This window comes from Actinoplanes lobatus, assembly GCF_014205215.1.
Lineage (GTDB): Bacteria > Actinomycetota > Actinomycetes > Mycobacteriales > Micromonosporaceae > Actinoplanes > Actinoplanes lobatus.
In genome coordinates this window covers 7,212,016-7,231,606 of the sequence record NZ_JACHNC010000001.1, presented here as the reverse complement: position 1 = coordinate 7,231,606, position 19,591 = coordinate 7,212,016, and the positions used below count along the sequence as shown (strand labels likewise).

17 protein-coding genes and 1 pseudogene are annotated in these 19,591 nt (G+C 68.4%); 11 read left to right on the top strand and 7 right to left on the bottom strand.

Translation table 11 applies throughout. The annotated features are described in order from the left end of the window. Positions 1 to 36: 36 nt before the first annotated feature. Entirely contained in the window at positions 37 to 210 is a 174-nt protein-coding gene (locus BJ964_RS33000; RefSeq protein WP_203832968.1) for a hypothetical protein, read from the bottom strand. Positions 211 to 314: 104 nt separating this feature from the next. Next, positions 315 to 848 (bottom strand): annotated as a pseudogene (locus BJ964_RS49700) (transposase); the annotation flags it as partial. A gap of 117 nt (positions 849 to 965) precedes the next feature. Here BJ964_RS49700 and BJ964_RS32990 point away from each other — a divergent pair. Beyond that, the gene (locus BJ964_RS32990) at positions 966 to 2,057 is read left to right on the top strand and encodes a M35 family metallo-endopeptidase (protein ID WP_188124313.1); all 1,092 of its coding nucleotides are present in this window, start codon (positions 966 to 968) and stop codon (positions 2,055 to 2,057) included. A gap of 264 nt (positions 2,058 to 2,321) precedes the next feature. On the opposite strand, the gene BJ964_RS32985 is transcribed toward BJ964_RS32990, so the two are convergent. Further along, entirely contained in the window at positions 2,322 to 3,734 is a 1,413-nt protein-coding gene (locus tag BJ964_RS32985; protein WP_203832967.1) for a glycerophosphodiester phosphodiesterase family protein, read from the bottom strand. A 472-nt stretch (positions 3,735 to 4,206) separates the two neighbouring features. Between BJ964_RS32985 and BJ964_RS32980 the strand changes: the two genes are divergently transcribed. Both BJ964_RS32980 and BJ964_RS32975 read left to right on the top strand, forming a co-directional pair. Beyond that, complete coding sequence (locus tag BJ964_RS32980) at positions 4,207 to 4,794, top strand: HDIG domain-containing metalloprotein (protein WP_188124311.1); 588 nt, start codon at positions 4,207 to 4,209, stop codon at positions 4,792 to 4,794. A 193-nt stretch (positions 4,795 to 4,987) separates the two neighbouring features. After that, positions 4,988 to 5,917 (top strand): 1-phosphofructokinase family hexose kinase, encoded by a 930-nt coding sequence (locus BJ964_RS32975; RefSeq protein ID WP_188124310.1) that lies wholly within the window; start codon positions 4,988 to 4,990, stop codon positions 5,915 to 5,917. Between the two features lie 79 nt (positions 5,918 to 5,996). Here BJ964_RS32975 and BJ964_RS32970 read toward each other — a convergent pair whose 3' ends face one another. Then, positions 5,997 to 7,160 carry an RNA-guided endonuclease InsQ/TnpB family protein gene (locus BJ964_RS32970; RefSeq protein WP_188121527.1) on the bottom strand — a complete coding sequence of 388 codons (1,164 nt, stop codon included), beginning with the start codon at positions 7,158 to 7,160 and terminating at the stop codon, positions 5,997 to 5,999. 383 nt (positions 7,161 to 7,543) lie between these two features. Between BJ964_RS32970 and BJ964_RS49265 the strand changes: the two genes are divergently transcribed. From BJ964_RS49265 to BJ964_RS32945, 4 genes are all read left to right on the top strand, one after another. Continuing rightward, a complete protein-coding gene (locus BJ964_RS49265) occupies positions 7,544 to 9,001 on the top strand; it encodes a PstS family phosphate ABC transporter substrate-binding protein (RefSeq protein WP_203832911.1) in 1,458 nt (485 codons plus the stop codon). A gap of 356 nt (positions 9,002 to 9,357) precedes the next feature. Continuing rightward, complete coding sequence (locus BJ964_RS32960) at positions 9,358 to 9,630, top strand: hypothetical protein (protein WP_188124309.1); 273 nt, start codon at positions 9,358 to 9,360, stop codon at positions 9,628 to 9,630. Positions 9,631 to 9,898: 268 nt separating this feature from the next. After that, positions 9,899 to 11,059 (top strand): glycosyltransferase family 4 protein, encoded by a 1,161-nt coding sequence (locus BJ964_RS32950; protein ID WP_188124308.1) that lies wholly within the window; start codon positions 9,899 to 9,901, stop codon positions 11,057 to 11,059. Positions 11,060 to 11,688: 629 nt separating this feature from the next. Then, a complete protein-coding gene (locus tag BJ964_RS32945; protein ID WP_188124307.1) occupies positions 11,689 to 12,276 on the top strand; it encodes a phospholipase in 588 nt (195 codons plus the stop codon). Positions 12,277 to 12,529: 253 nt separating this feature from the next. Here the strand turns inward: BJ964_RS32945 and BJ964_RS32940 are convergent, their stop codons facing one another. Then, the gene (locus BJ964_RS32940) at positions 12,530 to 14,272 is read right to left on the bottom strand and encodes a YdbT family protein (protein ID WP_188124306.1); all 1,743 of its coding nucleotides are present in this window, start codon (positions 14,270 to 14,272) and stop codon (positions 12,530 to 12,532) included. Between the two features lie 185 nt (positions 14,273 to 14,457). Here BJ964_RS32940 and BJ964_RS32935 point away from each other — a divergent pair, with 185 nt between their 5' ends. The 4 genes from BJ964_RS32935 to ppk2 all read left to right on the top strand — a co-directional run bounded on the left by BJ964_RS32935 (position 14,458) and on the right by ppk2 (position 17,314). After that, positions 14,458 to 15,678 carry an inorganic phosphate transporter gene (locus tag BJ964_RS32935; RefSeq protein ID WP_188124305.1) on the top strand — a complete coding sequence of 407 codons (1,221 nt, stop codon included), beginning with the start codon at positions 14,458 to 14,460 and terminating at the stop codon, positions 15,676 to 15,678. 11 nt (positions 15,679 to 15,689) lie between these two features. After that, a complete protein-coding gene (locus BJ964_RS32930) occupies positions 15,690 to 16,001 on the top strand; it encodes a hypothetical protein (RefSeq protein WP_188124304.1) in 312 nt (103 codons plus the stop codon). Positions 16,002 to 16,012: 11 nt separating this feature from the next. Continuing rightward, positions 16,013 to 16,330, top strand: a complete 318-nt coding sequence (locus BJ964_RS32925; protein WP_188124303.1) for a DUF3349 domain-containing protein — start codon at positions 16,013 to 16,015, stop codon at positions 16,328 to 16,330. An 87-nt stretch (positions 16,331 to 16,417) separates the two neighbouring features. After that, complete coding sequence (gene ppk2 / locus BJ964_RS32920) at positions 16,418 to 17,314, top strand: polyphosphate kinase 2 (RefSeq protein WP_188124302.1); 897 nt, start codon at positions 16,418 to 16,420, stop codon at positions 17,312 to 17,314. A gap of 185 nt (positions 17,315 to 17,499) precedes the next feature. On the opposite strand, the gene BJ964_RS32915 is transcribed toward ppk2, so the two are convergent. Together BJ964_RS32915 and BJ964_RS32910 are read right to left on the bottom strand one after the other, a co-directional pair. Further along, positions 17,500 to 17,868 carry a hypothetical protein gene (locus tag BJ964_RS32915; RefSeq protein WP_188124301.1) on the bottom strand — a complete coding sequence of 123 codons (369 nt, stop codon included), beginning with the start codon at positions 17,866 to 17,868 and terminating at the stop codon, positions 17,500 to 17,502. A gap of 505 nt (positions 17,869 to 18,373) precedes the next feature. Continuing rightward, a complete protein-coding gene (locus BJ964_RS32910; protein WP_188124300.1) occupies positions 18,374 to 19,282 on the bottom strand; it encodes a calcium-binding protein in 909 nt (302 codons plus the stop codon). Positions 19,283 to 19,591: the final 309 nt, after the last annotated feature.

Here is a 19,591-nt window from a genome sequence, read left to right as displayed (position 1 = left end):
CCGGACTGGAACGCCAAGCCGGGGAAGCCGACCCGATCAGGCGTCGTTTGCCGGCAGGACGACTCCGGTGACCTCGCCCAGGCTGATCCGGGTGCCACCCGGGCCGGGCGCGGTCGCCGAGACGCGCACCTCGTCACCGTCCTCCAGGAAAGCGCGTACCGTGCCGTCGGGCAGGATGATCGGGTTCCGGCCGCCCCGACTCAACTCCATCAGCGAACCGCGTTGGTCCGGTTCAGGCCCGCTCACCGTGCCCGGAAGGTGGCCTCGCTGGAGACCACATACCGGCCGGCCCACCCGTCGAAGCGGCCTGATCCGGGCCAGGACCTCCTGGCCACAGCCGGCAGCCCGCTGCCGGATTGCCGCCAGGCACGACCGCCAACGGCCAGACGTTCTCGCCGACCGAAGAAGGCGTCGCGGACGCCTCGGTTCTTGAGGTCGACCAGCACGCTCATCCAGAACTTGGCACCCTCGCCGCCCGTGCCGGCCCACAGGCCCAGGACGTCCTTGCGGCCCTCCAGGGTGACTCCGACGGCCGCGTAGACCGGCCGGTTCGCGACCTGGCCCTCGCATCCCACACCACGGTTTTGACCGGGCGCGGTTCCGCACGTTCGCCGACGACCGGCCCGATTCCTTTCACGACCGAGATGCTCGGTCGTCTCCTCGTTCAAAGCTGCTTCCAGAACGTTCTTGGTGAACAGCTTCAGCAACCCCGTTCGGGACAGCCCCTCCCGGCGTTCACAGCCGGGCTCCATAGTTGCGCCGTCTGCGCCCGGTGGGTGTTGGCGGCGAACTGCGCCGTCGCGGTCTGGCCGCCGCGATATGACCCACCAGGGATGAGAGAAGTTCATCGACGCAAGGAGATGATCGAGTAGATAGAGAATCGTTGATTTTTAGGCTTCGACTCCCTCGCTCCTGCCCCCTGGAGTGGTCACCCGTGGGAGTCGATGGCTGAGAAGGGAAACCGCGTGCGCATCTCTCGACGTCCGCTCTGGGCAGCGTGCCTCGCTGTCGGGATAGCGATCCCGGCAGGCGCCGCCGTCGGGGCGAGCGCGGCGGCAGCCGCCAGCACCGCCGGCCTCACTACGACCATCCAGATCGGTCAGGTGACCAGTAGCGGCCTCACCGTGCGTGTCACGGTGCGGAACACGTCATCGTCGGCGGTCGACGTGCTCTCCCGGGACCTGCCGCAGGCACGCGAGTCCAAAGCGGTCCTGGCCGTGACCAGAGACGGCGTACCGGTGCCCTATCGAGGCAAGCTGGCAAAGCTCACGGCGCCGACCGCCGCCGACTACACACACATTCCCGCCGGTGGTACCTACGCCGTGACCGTGAACCTGGCGGACAACTATGACCTGTCACGGCCGGGAACCTTCACCGTCGCTTTGGCATCGACCCAGGTTCGGGCCCTGAACGGGGCAACCGCACCCCGTCAGGACACGCTCCGGGTCGACGCCGGTCGCGCCACCGTCCGCACCAGCGCCGGCATCCGAAGCACCAGCAAGGTGTCCAGCGTCGCACCGACAACCACTGAGCAGGTAAAACTCGCCGCCGCCGCAGTCAGCATCACCTACCGCGGCTGTACGACGAGTGAACAGACCGCGCTGAAGACGGCCGTCACCAACGCCGCAACGTACTCGCAGAAGTCCCAAACCTGGCTCGCGGCGAACCCGTCCGGCGGGGGCGCCTACACCACCTGGTTCGGCACCTACAGCTCGTCGCGGTTCACGCGTGTCACCTCGGCATACAGCAAAATCACCAGCGAGCTGACCAGCAAGGCCCTGACGCTCGACTGCACCAGCAACGAGGACTACTACGCCTACGTCTACCCGGACGAGCCCTACATCATCTACCTCTGCAACGCGTTCTGGACAGCGCCGGCCACGGGTACCGACTCGAAGGCCGGAACACTGATCCACGAGTCGAGTCACTTCACCGTCAACGGCGGCACCGACGACCACGCGTACGGCCAAACCGCGGCGAAGCAACTCGCCGCGTCGAGCCCGAGCAACGCCGTCGACAACGCCGACAACTACGAGTACTTCGCCGAGAGTCGCTGACCCACGACCAGTCCCCTCTGACCGGCAGCCCGTTCCAGCGTTCTCCGAGCGACGTAGCGACAGCTACGACGCCCCGGCTGGAACCGGGCTGCCGCCGCACAACCAATATTACGTAGTGGGAGCCGAATCTCCGGTCGAGTGCACAGAGGAAGGGTTCATCTAGGTCACGACAGGGCAACGAGGCGCTGGCCGCGCACAAGCGTCGGCGATGGTCGCAGTGGGGCTCGGCGGGGCGCCCGGGACCGGCGCCCCGCCGAGCCGGTGTCAGCGCAGCCCGTTGCGGATCAGCACGCCGATCAGCAGGTCCGGGTCGTCGCTGATGATGCCGTCCACCCCGAGGTCGATCACCCGCTGCATGACCGTGGCGTCGTTCACCGTGTACGGCACCACCTTCAGCCGGTATCTGTCCTGCAGGACCGCGACCTGCGGGCCGTGGAAGTAGGCCGGGTTCTGCCGCAGGTACCAGTCGGCGGACGCGACGACCGGCTGCCGCGGGTCGTGCACCTGCCAGTTCGCCGACACCGTGCCGGCGCCGGCCGCACGCACCAGGGCACCGACGTCGTGGTGGCGCCACCAGTCGAGATCGCCGGTCCACAGGCTTTTCACCGTCGGATCGCCGTAGACGGCCCGCAACGAACACTCGTCGGCCGCAGTCGTGCACTCGGCCGGACCGTACTGCCAGATCAGCGCGACCGTCTCGAGACGGCGATCCAGCTGGCGGGCGTAGCGGATGGTGCGCCAGTCGAACGACTGCACGGTCACCCGGTCGGTGAACCCGGCACGCTGGATCTCGCGGACCAGCGTACGGGTGAAGATCTGATAGGGCGCGGTGTCCGCGACCAGGGGGCTGATCTTCGTCTCGATGTTCAGCGCCACGTCCGTGCGGCCGCTGCTCCCGACCAGGGCGAACACCTCCGCGAGCGTGGGGATGCGGGCGCCCGGCACCGCGACCTGCCGCGGGTGATCCGCCGGAGTTCTCGAACCGCAGTCCAGGGTCTTGAGCTGGGCGAGGGTCAGGTCTCGGACCAGGTCGCCGACGTACGGGAACTGCGGGTCACGGGGGCGAACCGGCGCGGTGTCGGCGCAGTGCGAACCGTTGACGGTACGGTCGTGCAGGACCACGAGCTGCCCGTCGGCGGTGACACCGGTGTCCAGTTCCAGGGTGGATATCGCCGGGTTCTCCAGCGCATGGGCGAAGGCCGGCAGGGTGTTCTCCGGCCGTGTGGCCCGGCCGCCACGGTGCGCCTGCACGTCGAAGGGCGACGCGTACGCCTGCGGCAGCCGCCGGCCGTGCGAGGCGAGCACCGTACGCAGCCGGTCCGGGTAATCGGTGATGATGCCGTCTACGCCGTCGTCGACGAGCTTGCTCATCGTCGGGATGTCGTCGACGGTCCACGGCACCACCTTGATCCCGTTGGCGTGCGCGTGGCGCACCAGTTCCCGGGTCACGCAGGGCCGGTAGGCGGAGTCGGTCACGGTGCCGTTCTGCGGGAAGCCCTGCACGGGCGAGAAGGTGGTGGCCCCGAAGCTGCGGATGGCCCGGATCGGGTCACCGCCGAAGTCGTCGATGTCGATGCCGCCCAGCCACGGCGAGGCGCCGGGCTGGCCGACCTGCAGGAAGTCGTAGTTGGTGAGCGCCACCAGCGGCAGCCGTGACTCGACCTGCCGCATCCGCATCAGCGCGCCCCAGTCGAAACTTCGACGAGGCGCCCGACCAGTGCACGACCACCGGCCTCGAGGTCCCAGCAGCCGCACGCACCGCACGGGCAGGCCAGCGTACGGTCGCCCGACGGCAGAGGCCATACTCGCCCGCGCCCCCCGGCGGCCGGATGCCCGTCGCCCGAGCCGTGGCAAACGAGGACAGGCAGGACTCAAGGACGTGCCCCGGACACCTGCCGTAAGCGTGATGGATATCTCACCGGCTGTGTGTATCTTTCGGCCACGTGCATCAATGCTTCTCAGCGACACGGCAGGTGCCGCTCGGACCAGCCAGCGGCACCCCGAGCCAAACGGCGTTTACCTATCGTTCATCTTAACTTCACGCGTTTCCAGCACTGTTACCCACGGCAAATAGAGCCGCCCTGGGCCTGCCGGGCTGGCAATCCGTTCCGCTCCCGCCTGAACGCCGCAACATCCACGGAGGAATCTCATGACCGACGCTCTTCGTTCCGTCGGGGATGTCCACCGTGCCCGCGACCTCGCACAACGATTGCTGGTGGATCTACCGGAGCGCTGGCTACACACGATCGGGGTGGCGCGACGGGCCGACATGGCGGCCGCCACGGTCGGGCCGCGCAGCGAGGGCGAGATCCTGCTGGCGGCAGCCTGGCTGCACGACATCGGATACGCCGCCACCCTGTACGACACCGGCTTCCACCCGCTCGACGGCGCTCGCCACCTGGAGACGACGGGGTGGCCGTCACGGATCGTCGCACTGGTCGCCCACCACTCCGCGGCGATGCACACGGCCCAGGCCCGCGGACTGGCCGAAAAACTCACCCGATTCCCGCGCGAACAGTCACGAGTGTCCGACGCGCTGACCTACGCGGACCAGACGGTCACCCCGAACGGCAGGGTCATCAACTTCGAGCAGCGCCTCGCCGACATGCTCCGCCGGCACGGACCCGACTCCCCGAACGCGGCCGCACGCCAGCTCCGCACACCACTGCTGCGCGCCGCGGTCGTACGCGTCCAGCACCGACTCGCCATGATCGACCACCTGCCGTCGGCAGCGTGACCAAGGCGCGCTGAGGCCCATCGGGCCGACCGTGCGACGGGATCAGCCGGCAGATGCTCGGCCGGATCTGGATGCCGTGACCCGGCGTCTTCACCGCACGTTGACCGCAATCCGGGTGCTGCGACCCACGCCGTTGGGATGATGTTCACCCGGGCTCCAGGTTGATTGGGTCGTGCCCGGGTATCGCCGGGGCATGGTCGATGACGAAAAGATCCTGGTCTTCGCGCCGGTTCCGCAGCTCACCGTCACCGTCGAGGAACCGGGCGAGATGCCGGAGCTGCATGTTCATCCCGGTGGTCAGGGGATCTGGCAGGCCCGGATGTGCGCCGCGCTGGGCGCGTCGGTCACCTTGTGCGCCGCCGTCGGCGGCGAGATCGGGCGCGTCATCGCCGGCCTGCTGGAACAGGAGAACCTTCGGGTACGCGCGGTCACCCGTGACACCGGCAGCGGATGGTACGTGCACGACCGCCGCGACGGGGGACGAACCGAGGTCGCGGAGTACCCCGGCGCCCCGCTGGGCCGCCACGACCTTGACGAGCTCTACACCGCCGCCCTCGCCGAGGGCTTGCGTGCCCGGCTGGCGGTACTCAGCGGCGCCGCCGCACCCGGGGTCGTGCGCCCGGACGTGTACCGCCGGCTCGCCACGGACCTCAACAATCACGGCGTGCAAGTCGTGGCCGACCTCACCGGTGACCACCTCAACGCCGTTCTGCAGGGCGGCGTCGCCTTCTTGAAGATCAGTCACGAGGAGCTGATCGACTCGGGTCGCGCTGCCGGCTACGACGACGATGCGCTGCTCGACGCGGCACGCCAGCTGCGGGCGGACGGCGCTGCGGCCGTACTGATCAGCCGGGCGGAACGGCCCAGCATCGCCTTGCTCGATGACAAGGCGTATCTCGTCCGCCTGCCGCCGCTGCAGACCGTCGACCACCGCGGCGCGGGCGACTCCATGACCGCGGGCGTCGCGACCGTGCTCGCCCGCGGCGGGGACCTGCGTGAAGCCGTACGCACCGGCGCTGCGGCCGGCGCCCTCAACGTGACGCGCCACGGCCTGGGAACCGGCCACCGCGACGCCATCGCTGAACTCACCACGCGGGTGGAGCTGACTCGGCTGACCGCCTGATCACCGCCCCAGGGCTTGACATCCTCCCCGCCCTGAAGGGACGGGGATTCCGGTGGTCGCCCACCGGGTTTCCTACTTCTCAGCCTGCTGCCCCGGACGGAGGTTTCCGTTGAGGTCTTACGCCAGCTCCATAGGCCGACACCGCCTGCCCGGCGGCCAGGATGTTGCGTGCCGCGTTGACGTCACGGTCGTGGGCGGCCCCGCAGGGGCAGGTCCACGACCGCACGTTGAGCGGCATTTTCTCGGTGAGGTGCCCGCAGGCCGAGCAGACCTTGGACGACGGGTACCAGCGGTCGATCACGACCAGGTTCCGGCCGTACCACTGGCATTTGTAGGTCAACTGTTCGCGGAAGGTGGTCCAGGCCGCGTCACTGATGGCGCGGGCCAGGGTGTGGTTCTTGACCATGTTGCGCACGGTCAGGTCCTCGATCACGAGCGTTTGGGTCTCACGCACGAGCCGAGTGGTCAGTTTGTGCAGGTGGTCGCGGCGCCGGTCGCTGATGCGGGCGTGGATGCGGGCGACCTTCAGCCGGGCCTTGTCCCGGTTCCTGGAGCCCTTTTCTTTACGGGCCAGTTCCCGCTGGGCGCGGGCCAGCCGCTCACGGTCGGCGCGTTCGTGACGGGGATTGGTGATCTTCTCGCCGGTGGACAGGGTGATCAGGTGGTCGAGTCCGGCGTCGATCCCGACCGCGTTCTCGACGGTCGGGAGGGGTTCGATCGTGTCCTGGCAGAGCAGGGACACGAACCAGCGGCCGGCGCTGTCGCGGGACACGGTCACGGTCGACGGCGACTGCCCTTCGGGCAGTGGCCTCGACCAGACAATGTCCAGCGGGGTGGCCGTCTTGGCCAGGGTCAGTTCGCCGTTGTTCCAGCGGAACGCGGACGGGGTGAACTCGGCCGAGGCCCGCGACTTGTGTTTGGACTTGAACCGCGGATACCGGGCCCGTTTCTCCCAGAACGCGGCGAACGCACCTTGCAGATGCCGCAGGCCCTGCTGCAGCGGCACGGCGGAGACCTCGTTGAGGAACGCGAGTTCCTCGGTCTTCTTCCACGCCGTCAGCATGGCGCTGGTGGCGTTGTAGTTGACCCGCTCCCGGCGCTGATACCAGGCGGTGGTGCGGGCCTCCAGGGCCAGGTTGTACACCTTGCGCACACACCCGAACGTCCGGTTCAGCAGGTCGGCCTGCTCCGGAGTCGGGTGGAAGCGGAACTTGAAAGCCCGCTTCACAGCACGTTCGGACACGGCTCACAAGCTAACACACCTATGTGGAACCACCCTCGCGGACGGTCCGTGGGTAGACGCCCATCCGCCTTGACGGCGAATGGGCTGTCCCTGACCTGCTCCGCAGGGGTTCCGTTTCCTCTCCGGCCTGAAGGCCGGAGTCTCCACGGAGGAATCTGATGAAGGCTCTCCGGAGCCGGCAGGCACCGGGTTGCCGGAGGCCTCGCCTTGTCGGGCGGCATGACCTACCGCCCGATCAATAGCCGGGCCGTGAACGCTGATTGAACCCTCGGTGCAGCCCGGCGCGATCGGCCCACACCGGCCCTAGCATCGCCTCAAATCGAGGAGTCAGGCCGGAGGCGGTCATCGAGTTCTGGTGGAGCGTGGCGCTCGCCATGATCGGCGTGGCAGTGACGACCGTCGCTGCCGTATACGAGTTCGTCCTCAAGGGCCGCAAACGGCTCGGCTACCGGGTCCAGATGGACACCACGGTCACCGACGTCGTGCAGAGCGAGCACGCCGGGCCACTGCGGGAACTACGCGAGGGCGGCGACCCGCTCGCCAAGCCCACACTCGTGCTGCTGCGGATCGAGAACAACGGCGCCACCTTCATCGACACACACGACTACGCCGTGCTCGACGACAGCCTCGTCGGCCTCCGGGTGCGCTTCCCCGGCCGCCGCGTCGCCGGCATGGTGGTGACCGAACTCAGCGACGACTACCTGCGCGACAGCTTCACCAACGGCGGTGGGTTCGCCGCCGACGGCGACCTGATCGAACTACCCCGCACACCGATGAACCGATCGGCGCACTACAAGATCCTCGCCGCTTTGGAACGCGCCGACGGCAGTGCCGGCGCCACCTTCGACCCGCCGGAGGTGATCGGGGGAATCAAGGGCGGCCGGATCGTGGAGACCCAGAGCCGCACCGGAACACCGAAGCGCGCCATCGCCCTGATCGGATTTCTGGTCGTCCTGGTCGTCGCCCAACTGCTTGTCTTCCTGCGCAGTAACACCACGACGCCGATGGACTGCGCCACCGGCCGGCTCAAGGTGGTCGGCTCCACGGCGTTCGCACCCATCGTCCGGGAAGCCGCCGAGTCCTACCGTCAACTCTGCCCGGGCGCCGAGTTCGTGATCGACATGCGCGGCAGCGGCGAAGGGCTGCAGGCGCTGCACACCACCGCCGACGCGAACACGCTGGCCTTCTCCGACGGCGAGAAGCCGGACGGCATGCCCGCGCTGCTGCCCCGGCCGATTGCCTTCTTCCTGTTCACCATGATGACCAACGCGGGCACCGGCGTACAGGACCTCACCCCCGAACAGATCCAGCGGATCTATCGCGGTGAGGTGACGAACTGGCAGGAGATCGGCGGCAAGGACGTGCCGGTGCGGCTGATCAGCCGCAACCCCGGATCCGGTACGCGGGCCGCACTGCAACGACGGGTGCTGGGCGGGGTACGCGAACCGGGCAGCAACTCCGACGACTGCCGCACGCTCGACCCCGGCGCCGCACAGGGGGTGCTGCGCTGCGCCCGCGACTCCACCGAGGACGTTGTGCGCGCGGTGGCCGAGACACCGGGCGCACTCGGCTACGCCGAACTCGGAGCAGCAACCGGCCACGACGACCTGACGCTGGTCCGCATCAGCGGCCATCGCGCCACAGTCTCCGAAGCCGACCACGGCGCCTACCCGTTCTGGGAGACCGAGTACGGCTACACCCTCGGCGAACCGGATGCCCACTCACTGGCCGCCAGCTTCCTGCGGTATCTCACCAACCAGGTCGGCGCGGACATCATCCGCGCCAACGGCGACCGACCCTGCGCCGACCTGGCCAACCCGGCGATCTGCCAACCCGCCTGAGTGCCTCGGCCATCGCCGCCGGCCGGCCCTGGCCCCGGCGGGCGGTTGTTTGCGCGCACCTGGTGCGCATCGCCCGGGACAGTAGTTCCTGCGGATACACCAGGCCAGCGTGGACGACGGCAATCCGCCCGCTTGACGTTCGAGAACCACGCTCAACTGCTGCGGTGCCGGATCAAACGGGACGGCCGTCATAGCCGCCGCGTCCGACCAACGGCAACCCACTGTTCAGCGCCACGTAGGACTGCCGGCTACCCAAGCCGTCAGCATGAGCGCAGGTTGGGCGTTCAGGGCGGCGATCCCGGCCAGGCGAGACAGCCACGCTCCTGTACGGCGGAATCGGAGGAAGCATGCGGTACATGGCCAATTCGCGTCCCGCAGACGGGGTCACGGCACAGCAGATCGCCAAGTTCATCGACGAGAACGGGTTCTCGGCTGCAGCCTGGGATCTGGTACGTCACCGAGTCGTGACCGAGTATGCGCTCAAGGTAGGAGACGTTCCTGGAGTCGTGCTGTTCATGGAGGTCGACTCTGCTGACGAAGCCACCGATGTCCTGAACGGGCTGCTGGCAGTTCAGACCGGCCTGATCGCCTTCGACCTCGATCCGATCGGGAAGACCATGCGCCTGTAAACGCAACAGTGCGCCGAGGCCAGCGTCGCAGCCGAGATGTCGGCGTACAGCGGAAGCCCGTTCCGATCACCGATCGCGTGGATCTTGGAGCCGGGCTTACCGCGGACTACCGGGCCGCCGATGGTGCAGAGAATGCCCGTGCCCTGCATGGAAGCTGATCGAGCGGCGGTTCGGCGTCGATTACACCCTGCAAGTTGTCGTCGGGGGTTCAACTCTCGGCCATGCTGGGGTGGCCCGGTGGAGCGCCGATGCCTTTCATCGTGTGGGCATGCGAATCGCGCTCGTCACGGAGTCGTTCCTGCCTGACGTCAACGGTGTCGCGAACTCGGTCGTTCACGCGGCGGACCACCTGCTGCGTCGTGGGCACGAACCGATGGTGATCGCCCCTCAAGTCACCCACCGGGTCCCCGTTGATATGCCGTACCCGGTGGTGCGGATACCGTCGGTGCCGATGCCGGGCTACCCGAAGATCCGCCTGGGGCTGCCCACCCCTGCGCTCAGCGCGGCGATCCGGATCCACCGAGCCGAGGTGGTCCATCTGGCCAGCCCGTTCGTTCTGGGTGCCTGGGCTGCGGCAGCCGCGAAGTCGCTGAGGGTACCCGCCGTGGCGGTCTATCAGACCGACATCGCCGCGTACGCTCACGCATACGGCGTCGGCATGACCGAAACCGCCGCGTGGCGGTGGATCCGGGCGGTACACAACTCGGCAGAGCGCACCCTCGCGCCCTCCACCAGCTCAGTCCACAAACTCGCTGCACACGGCGTCCACCGGGTCCATCTGTGGCGACACGGCGTGGACGACGCCCGGTTCCACCCACGGCACCGTGACGCAGGACTGCATCGCGCACTCGCGCCGAACGGCGAGGTCCTGATCGGATTCGTCGGGCGTCTGGCCGTGGAGAAGCAGGTGCACCTGCTGGCTGAGGCGAGCCGGCTACCGGGCGTCCGACTGGTCATCGTCGGCGACGGGCCCGCGGCGGCGCCGTTACGCAGGGCATTGCCCAGCGCGGTCTTCGTCGGGGTACGGCACGGCGCACAGCTGGCCCAGCTGTATGCCAGCCTGGATGTTTTCGCGCACACCGGCCCGTACGAGACGTTCGGGCTGACAGTGCAGGAGGCGATGGCCAGTGGCGTTCCCGTGGTGGCACCCGCCCTCGGCGGGCCACTCGACCTGGTCACCCACGAACGTACCGGCCTGCTGGTGCCGCCCTTCGAAGCGGCCGGTTTCACAGCGGCCGTCGCGGCACTGGCCGCGGACCGCGAGATGCGGGCCGCGTTCGGCGCCGCGGGCCGAGCAGCGATCGAAGGCCGCAGCTGGTCCGCGGTCGGCGACCAGCTGATCGGGCACTACCGTGCCGCTATGGCAAGTCTGCCCGAGGGCAGGACGTCGGTAGCCGGTGGGAATCCGAAGTTGCGGCCGGCTAGCTAGTACCTGGGGAATTTTCGGACTCGGGGCCGGGCTGGCCGAGACCATCCGGTCAGGGTTGTTGATCGGGCTCTGCATCACCTGGAGAACGCCGGGCTGGTACGTCCTCGCCGCACTGTTTCTCCTTACCGGCCTGGCCGTACCGGCAGCCGTGCGGTGGACCCGGTCAGGTCAGGCCAGCGAGATGGACCGCGGCGACCCTGACCAAGCCGGCGGCCAGGCCCCACCCCCGCCTTCGACTCGAACTCGCCGGTGCGGCACATCATCCACACCGTCGGCCCGGATCGCGGTAAACGCCATCCGGTCGACAGCTACCGCCGTCCGCAGAATCCTTCTGGTCGCGTTCGACGAAGAGAACCGAGACCTGGTCGCGGCAGCCGTTCGAATCGAAGCCGACTTGCAAGGCGAGGCCAGTCACCGATAAGGCCATCAGGATCTGCCGCTGAGCATGGTAAGTGCGGCACAGTTCCCGCATTAATAGACGATCATTAATTTATTGGTGCTGTTTCGTCCGCATTGCGAGCCCAGGCTTAGTCATCGTTCGGGAGGACGGCGCGAATGGTGCCGAACCAACCGACCATCCACCGGCAGCCCATCCCACCAGCGGGTGGACCGATTCTTAGGAGTCCTGGATGCTCGTGTCACGACCGATCGCGGTAGCTGTCGCTCACTCCACACCCACCGGCGGCGCGCCCATCCGGCGCGCATCCCTGCGATCCCTACTCGTCGCACTGTTCGCCACCCTGACCGTCTTCGGCGTTGCCGGCCCGGCGGCCGCCGTGACCCCCGCGGAGAAGCTGGCGGTCCTGTCCTCCTTCACCCAGACCAGCGTCTCCAGCTACAACAGCTGGAACGCCGCCAGGCAGAACCAGAGCGCTTGGGCGGCGTACGCGTTCAACTGGAGCACCGACTACTGCTCGAGCAGCCCGGACAACCCACTCGGCTTCGATTTCACCCTCGCCTGCGCGCGACACGACTTCGGCTACCGCAACTACAAAGAGATGAGCGCCTTCGACGCCAACAAGAGCCGACTGGACTCGGCGTTCTACGAAGATCTCAAACGTAAGTGTGCCACCTACTCGACCGCGGTCCGGCCGGCCTGCAACAGCTTGGCGTGGACCTACTACCAGGCCGTCGCCATCTTCGGCTCAGCCGGCTCGGTCAGCCCCGCCGACATCGACGCGGCAGCCGAACTACTCCCCGCAAACGCCACCGTCTGACCCGACCCGCAACGACAAACCACCGGCGGCAGCCACCCCCGTGCTGGGTGGCTGCCGCTGCTCCATGTCGATCAGGCCGGGCACTCCCAGGCCGCCGAGGTTCTACGCGTCGAGATCGGCCGCCTCGAAACCGGAGTCAGCTATTCGTCCCGCCCACCCGGACAGGGATTACCGCCGTCGAGCGCCCGCAACTCCGCGCCAGCCTCGTTCCGGTAAGGCGGCAGGCATCGCTGCGGATCCTCTCGGCTGGCTGTTACCGGAGTGGCTTCGCCGCAAGCCGCAGCAGCTCTGCGGTGTCGTCGTACTCCGCGCCCGGCTCCTGCCGCCGGATCATCGGCAGCAGGCCGCCGGCCGGCGACGACGGGAGGTGAGTGACCCTGTCGCGGGCGAACGGCACCGGGACCGGGGTCAGCGTGGCCGCGTCGTAGCACAGCACCGGCCCGCCCTGGTGCGGCTTCGCACCGAACATGACGGTGGCCACCAGGCCCAGCGCGGGTATCGCGGCCGGCCAGGCACTGCCCCAGGTGACGATCGGCGCCGCGGTCTCGTACACCAATGTCGTACCGTCGAGCTGCCAGGACGCGAGCGTTTCGTACCTTCCGGTGCCGTCCGGTCGGCCGAGCCGGGTGACGATCCGGCCGGCACCGACGAACACGACGGCGCCGACGACGTCGTGTCGGCGGGGCGGGGATGCGCAGGCGACGACTTCACCGGTCCGCACATCGAGCACGACCAGAGCGCGTCCGCCGAGCGCGACAAGCCCGGTCTCCGGATCGGTCGCGATCGTCCAGACGTCCGTCCCCGAGGGCACGCGATCCAACATCATCGGATGCAGCTCGCCGTGGCCGGCGGCCGCCAGCGAGAGAACGTCGTCGCCGGTCACGCAGACGAAGCCGCCGGGTAGTTGGCGCAGCGCGCCTACCGGGATCCCGCCGCCGAAGTCGGCCGGCGTCTCCCCCGTGAGACGGACCAGGCGGGTGCCACCCATGAACTCCTCGACCCGGAGCACGATCGTATGGCCGAGGTGCAGCACGTCGGTCACCCACGGACCGGGCACCGACCAGGTACGCAGTGGCGCGTCGGCATCGTCGACCGCGTACTCGGCGACGATGTTCGGCGCGCTCGCGTCCACCATGGTCACCACCGCGACCCGGGTACCTTCGGGCGAGCTCGCGACCCCGAGCACGATGCCGCCGGGGGTGACTCGGAATGCCGTTTCAGCCGTATCCGCCTCCGGTAGGGAACCCGTGGCCGTGGCGGTCGCTGCGATCCGCCGCCGCGCGCGAGAGTACGAGCGGACCAGGCTGACGACGACCGCGACGGCGGGCAGGATCAGGAACATCACCGGATGGAACGGCCAGGCCCACGGACTATCCCACTCGGGCGCGCCGACGAAGAGCCCGCCGAGCACGAGCACGAGGGCCGCGACGACGCCGACAAGCGAGGTGCGCATGGCGCGGGTGAACGGATCGCCGTACCGTTCCCGGTCCCGGATCAGCGCCACCGCCGCCGGGAGCAGCCGCCAGTCCGGCCCTCGATGCCGCTCCCAGGCACCCCGCAGTGCCTCGACCTCGGCGTCGACGTCCCGGCCGTCCGACGCGAGTTGAAGGTTGTCGACGGCGACCAGGAACCGGCGCCGCGGTACGGCGTCGTAGACGACCGCGTACCTGGTCGCGCCTGCCCCGAACGCTTCCGCCTCGAGGCTCGCCTCGACCCGGATATCCTGTACCTCTCGCCACGGGATGCGTCGCCGCATCCACAACAGCCGCACCTCGATGCCGTCGGCATCGGCCCGGGTGTTCGCTGACCACAGCCACGGCACCAGCACGACCATCGCGCCGAACACGACGATGAAGGTCGCCCGCAACGGCAGCCCGGCGTCCTCGTCGAACACGACCCCGATCAACCCCAAGATCGGGGCGGCCAGTATGACCGCCCCGATCACCCGCACGCGTGTGGCTATCCGGTACGGCCCGAACGTATCGCGTTGATACATTGCCACTCCTGAATGGAATGTCGGCTCTCGTCATGGTGACTCGTCCGGTCAACAGGTCGCTGCCTGGCCCGGTTGTCTACCGGTGGTTGGGCAGGAGATGAAGGGCGGGTGGCCCGGCATCGAACTCTTGTCCCGGCCTGCCGCCTCCGCTTTCCATCGGCCGTCACCGGGATGACGATCCAGGGGTGACCGAAACCGCTGTCCTTCTCGCCTTGGTGGTCGTCACCGCGCTCGCATTCGACTTCACCAACGGGTTCCACGACACGGCGAACGCGATGGCGACCTCTGTCGCCACCGGTGCGCTGCGGCCGAAGGTGGCGGTGGCCCTGTCCGGGACGCTGAACCTGATCGGGGCGTTTCTCTCCATCGAGGTGGCCCTGACGGTCACCAACGCGGTAGTGAAGATCCAGAACCCGGACGGGGCTCCCAAGCCGGAACTCATCGGCGACGGTGGCTTCGCGCTGCTGCTGATCGTGCTGGCCGGGTTGGTCGGCGGCATCGTCTGGAACCTGTTCACCTGGCTGCTCGGGCTGCCGTCGAGTTCGTCGCACGCGCTGTTCGGCGGACTGATCGGCGCCACGATCGCGGGCCTCGGGTGGGCCGGAGTGAACTGGAGCGGTAACGGGTCGAAGCTCGACGGCGTGATCGGCAAGGTGTTGCTGCCCGCGGTGATGTCGCCGGTGATCGCGGGGGTGGTCGCCGCGGTCGGCACCTGGTTGATCTACAAGGTCACCACGGGCGTCGCGGCGCGGTTCACCGACAGCGGGTTCCGGTGGGGTCAGATCGGCAGCGCCTCGCTGGTGTCACTGGCGCACGGCACCAATGACGCGCAGAAGACCATGGGTGTGATCACGCTTGCTCTCATCGCGGCGGGCGAGTGGACCGACACCGACGACATCCCGTTCTGGGTGAAGCTGGTCTGCGCCCTGGCGATCTCGTTCGGCACCTACCTGGGCGGTTGGCGGATCATGCGTACCCTCGGCAAGGGTCTGGTGGAGATCGCCCCGCCGCAGGGCTTTGCGGCCGAGTCGGCGTCGGCCGCGGTCATCCTCTCCTCCAGCCATCTGGGCTTCGCGCTGTCCACCACCCAGGTCGCCACCGGGTCGATCCTCGGCAGCGGGGTCGGCCGGCGCGGTGCCGCCGTGCGGTGGGCGGTGGCCGGGCGGATGGTGGTCGCCTGGCTGGTCACGATCCCGGCCGCGGCCGGGGTCGGCGCCGGCATGTGGTGGATCGGCGACCTGGTCGGCGGGCTCCCGGGCGCGGTGCTGATCTTCGCGCTGCTGGTCGCCGCGGCCGCGGCGATGTACCTGCGCTCGCGCCGGACGCCGGTGAACCACACGAACGTCAACGACGAGTGGCAGGACGCGTCGACCCGGGGCCGTACGCCGGTCGGCGCCGGCGATTGAGAGGCCGGATCATGCACAACCTGGAATTCGCCGTCGAGGGCGCCTGGCGGGTGCTGCTGGTCAGCCTCGTCCTCGGTGCCGGTCTGCCGGCGCTGTTCGGGCTCGGCGTGCGTGCGCTCGCCTACGGCGCCGGCGGCGACGCGGAGGTGCACGAGAGCGGCGTGGCCGGTCCGGCACCGCACCGCATCGGCACCGTCGTCGCGTGGATCCTGTTCGCGACGGTACTGCTCGGCGTGGCCCTGGGGATAGCGTTCATCGTCGCGTCCGGCCTCGGCAAGACACTGAGTTTCGAGCACGTGTTCCCGACGATCGTCGATAAGTGAGGAATTCTGTGGTGAGTGACCAGAGGTCGAGCTTCCTGCGCCGTGCCGTGGGATGGCTGCGCGCCGGGTACCCGACCGGGGTTCCACGGCAGGACTACGTGGTGCTGCTCGGGCTGCTGCAGCGCAAGCTCACCGAGGACGAGGTCCGTGCGATCGCCCGGAGCCTCGCGGACGAATCCGTCCCCAACGGCGAGCCGGTCAGCGCGGACGACATCGAACAGATGATCAAGACCGCGGTTCTGCAGCCGGCGCTGCCCGAGGACGTCGTCCGGGTCTCCGCCCACCTCGCGGCCGGAGGATGGCCGCTGGCCGACCCGCCGCTCGACTGAGCGTGCGATCGGTCCGACGTATTGACGTGCCCGTTCGTTCACCTCCTCGCTACCACAGCAAGGATCACGGGGACCGATACTCGTAGGGTGATACGGGAGAAGTTCCGGGAGTACCTCGACCATCTGCTGCGTGAGGGCTACAGCGTGCGGCATGACGAGCATCTCTCCGATCCGGACCTGATCGACCCGGGCGGCAATCCGGTGGAGACCTGGCGCGAGGACTACCCTTATCCCGGGCGGCTCGATCGCGACCTCTATGAGCAGGAGAAGTATCAGCTGCAGATCGAGCTGCTGAAGTTCCAGTACTGGACGCAGGACACCGGTTCCAAGCACGTGATCCTGTTCGAGGGCCGCGACGCCGCCGGCAAGGGCGGCACGATCAAGCGGTTCATGGAGCACCTCAACCCGCGCGCCGCCCGGGTGGTCGCCCTGACCAAACCCACCGAGACCGAGCTCGGTCAGTGGTATTTCCACCGGTACGTCGCGCAGCTGCCGACCGCCGGGGAGATCGTGCTGTTCGATCGGTCCTGGTACAACCGGGCCGGGGTCGAGAAGGTGATGGGTTTCTGCACCGACCGCGACTACGAGATTTTCCTGCGGCAGGCCCCGCTCTTTGAGCAGATGCTGGTGGAGAGCGGCTTCTCACTGACGAAATTGTGGTTCTCGGTGACCCACGCCGAACAGCGCACCCGGTTCGCGATCCGGCAGATCGACCCGGTACGCCGGTGGAAGCTCTCACCGATGGACATCGAGTCCCTGGACCGCAGCGACGCCTACACCGCCGCCAAGGAGGCGATGATCGCGCACACGGACACCGATCACGCCCCGTGGACCTCGATCAGAAGCAACGACAAGAAACGTGCCCGGATCAACGCGATGCGGTTCTTCCTTGACCAGTTCGACTACGAGGGCAAGGACACGTCGGTGGTCTACCCCGCGGACCCGCTGATCGTGCGGCGCGGCCGGGACTCGATCAAGGACTGACCCGTGTTCCGATCACCCGGGACGGGCGACCGGTGTCGTGCACCGTGCTGCCCTAACCATGTACAAAGCGAAGTCGCATGGCCCGCAGACCCGGTGGGCGATCTGGCAGGAGTCCCTGGAGCCGTCGGCCGACCTTCTCGCCGCCGCCTGATCGGCTGGCGTCCTGATCGCTGACCCGTCGCTGATCAGGAAAGATGGAACAGGCAGAGAGCCATCCAGCCGGTGAGGGCGGCACCGACCCCGGCCAGGTCCGGGATACGTGACCCGCGGGCGAGGTACGCGCAGAGCGGCACCGCCACCAGCAGGCTCGGCAGCAGGGCCAGACCCGTGTCCTGCAGGATGCCGCCGATGTCCGGCGGGCCCGTGGGACATCCGAAATCGCCGGCGCAGCTCTGCACCCGGCCGCTGACGACGGTGTAACCGGGCTGGACGCCGGGATCCGAGTCGTCGAGCAGCCCTGCCAGGGCGGCCGGCAGAAACCAGGCCACCGCGTACGACACGGAAAGCGCCGTAAAGGCCCGGCGCATCGGGTTACCGCCATCCTCCTCACCCATGATCGACAGCGTAGATCCGGTACGCCAGGCGCACGCGCCTCGGCCTGGCTGGTTCACTGCGGAGCGGTCGGGCTCGATGTTGACGACACCCACCGCCGGTTCTGCGACCGGCCACCGCCTGACGGACCTGCTCGTCCGCATCGAGCACAATCTGCCCGTCGATGCCGTAGACCAGCCCGACCGGCAGCGGCAGCTCACCACGGGCCGCCGCAACGCGTTTCGCGCCCTGCAACCGGCTGGCCTTCTCGATGGCCTGGCAGCGCCGCAGGTCATGGGACGACCTGCCGCCCTAGTCAGCGGTGTAGGCGGCGGTTCCGGGGTGGGCTTACCACGAACTCGCCGCGTGCGGGCACACGGAATCCGGGGCGCTCGCCGGCAGCCGGACCAGATTCGACTTGATCACGCGACTGGACTTCAAGGTCTACGACGGTTCGTTCCACGGCGGCTGACCTACACAGCGTGGGCCGGGCGGCAACGCCCGGCCCACGCTGACTTCGACTGCGGACTACTGGGTGAGGGTGTCGGTGCCGGGACCGCCGACCAGCCTGTCCTTACCGAAGCCGCCGACCAGGTTGTCGTCGCCGGCCTCGCCGTACAGGGTGTCGTCGCCGTAGCCGCCGAGCAGGTAGTCGTTACCCCTGCCGCCGCGGATGATGTCGCCGCTGTCCGGCGCGTCGCCGTCGAGGACGCCGCCGATCAGGTCGTCGTTGCCGGCCTCGCCGTAAATCTTGTCCTTACCCGGGCCGCCCTGCACGTGGTCGTTGCCACGGCCGCCGCGGATGGTGTCGTTGCCGAGCCCGCCCTGGAGGTCGTCGATGCCGTCGTGGCCGTAGACGGTGTCGTTGCCGGCGCCACCGAACACGGTGTCGTCACCGAGCCCGCCCTGCAGCCAGTCATCGCCGGCTCCACCGTCGACGAAGTCAACACCGGCCTCTCCATCGAGAGCGTCCCTTCCCGCACCGCCGAACAGCTGGTCCTTGCCGGCGCCACCGAAGAGGCGGTCGCGGCCCGACCCGCCCCGCAGGACATCGTCACCGGTGCCGCCCTCGGCAGTCAGGGGAACCTTGGTCTTGTTGGCGACCTTGTCGTTCTTGTCGCCGAGCGTGACGCTGAGTTCGGTCGGCGTCTTCGACGTGGCGCACCTGACCTTGGTCTTGTCACCCTTGACCGCTTTGCAACCATCGCCGGCCTTGATGGCGACCTTGTCGTCGAGCGTCACGGTACGCCCAGAGATCGTGATGACCAACGAATTCGCCTGCCCCGGCGCCGCGGTGAACCGGACGATGGTTCCGTTCTTCCCCACCACCTGGGCCTTGGCCGCCGTGGCAGCCTGCGCCGGCGAAGCGAAGAGAGTAGTCGCGGCAGCGGCCGCCACACCGATCGCGGCCAGCTTCTTACGGTCGAGATTAATCATGGGATCCCCCGCACCCTAGCTGCTAATACGCAAATCCTATGAGGACGTGAGCACAGCTCGTCTCCTGCTTTCGTGTCACACCTCCGGCACGGTGGACACCGGATCCCGCAAGCAAACGCCGCAGCCGGAAGGGTCCTCTCCATCAAACCCGGGGCTTGACAGGTTCGAGCACGAGTCGGCCAGCCTGCTGACCGCTGGTGCGTGCAGTGGCGATGTCTCGACCTTCGGCGTCAAGATGCGACACCGCACTGGCTCGGGGTGGACGCGGGACCTGGTCGAGTACTCGGTGAACAGGCCGCAGGCCAGGCG

Bases quoted from the DNA above. Each gene is read 5' to 3' on its own strand.
- BJ964_RS32940 (WP_188124306.1), bottom strand. From the start codon at position 14,272: ATGTATCAACGCGATACGTTCGGGCCGTACCGGATAGCCACACGCGTG.
- BJ964_RS32915 (WP_188124301.1), bottom strand. From the start codon at position 17,868: ATGGGTGAGGAGGATGGCGGTAACCCGATGCGCCGGGCCTTTACGGCG.
- BJ964_RS32945 (WP_188124307.1), top strand. From the start codon at position 11,689: ATGCTCGTGTCACGACCGATCGCGGTAGCTGTCGCTCACTCCACACCC.
- BJ964_RS32910 (WP_188124300.1), bottom strand. From the start codon at position 19,282: ATGATTAATCTCGACCGTAAGAAGCTGGCCGCGATCGGTGTGGCGGCC.
- BJ964_RS32950 (WP_188124308.1), top strand. From the start codon at position 9,899: ATGCGAATCGCGCTCGTCACGGAGTCGTTCCTGCCTGACGTCAACGGT.
- BJ964_RS32930 (WP_188124304.1), top strand. From the start codon at position 15,690: ATGCACAACCTGGAATTCGCCGTCGAGGGCGCCTGGCGGGTGCTGCTG.
- BJ964_RS33000 (WP_203832968.1), bottom strand. From the start codon at position 210: ATGGAGTTGAGTCGGGGCGGCCGGAACCCGATCATCCTGCCCGACGGC.
- BJ964_RS32980 (WP_188124311.1), top strand. From the start codon at position 4,207: ATGACCGACGCTCTTCGTTCCGTCGGGGATGTCCACCGTGCCCGCGAC.
- BJ964_RS32985 (WP_203832967.1), bottom strand. From the start codon at position 3,734: ATGCGGATGCGGCAGGTCGAGTCACGGCTGCCGCTGGTGGCGCTCACC.
- BJ964_RS32960 (WP_188124309.1), top strand. From the start codon at position 9,358: ATGGCCAATTCGCGTCCCGCAGACGGGGTCACGGCACAGCAGATCGCC.
- BJ964_RS32975 (WP_188124310.1), top strand. From the start codon at position 4,988: ATGGTCGATGACGAAAAGATCCTGGTCTTCGCGCCGGTTCCGCAGCTC.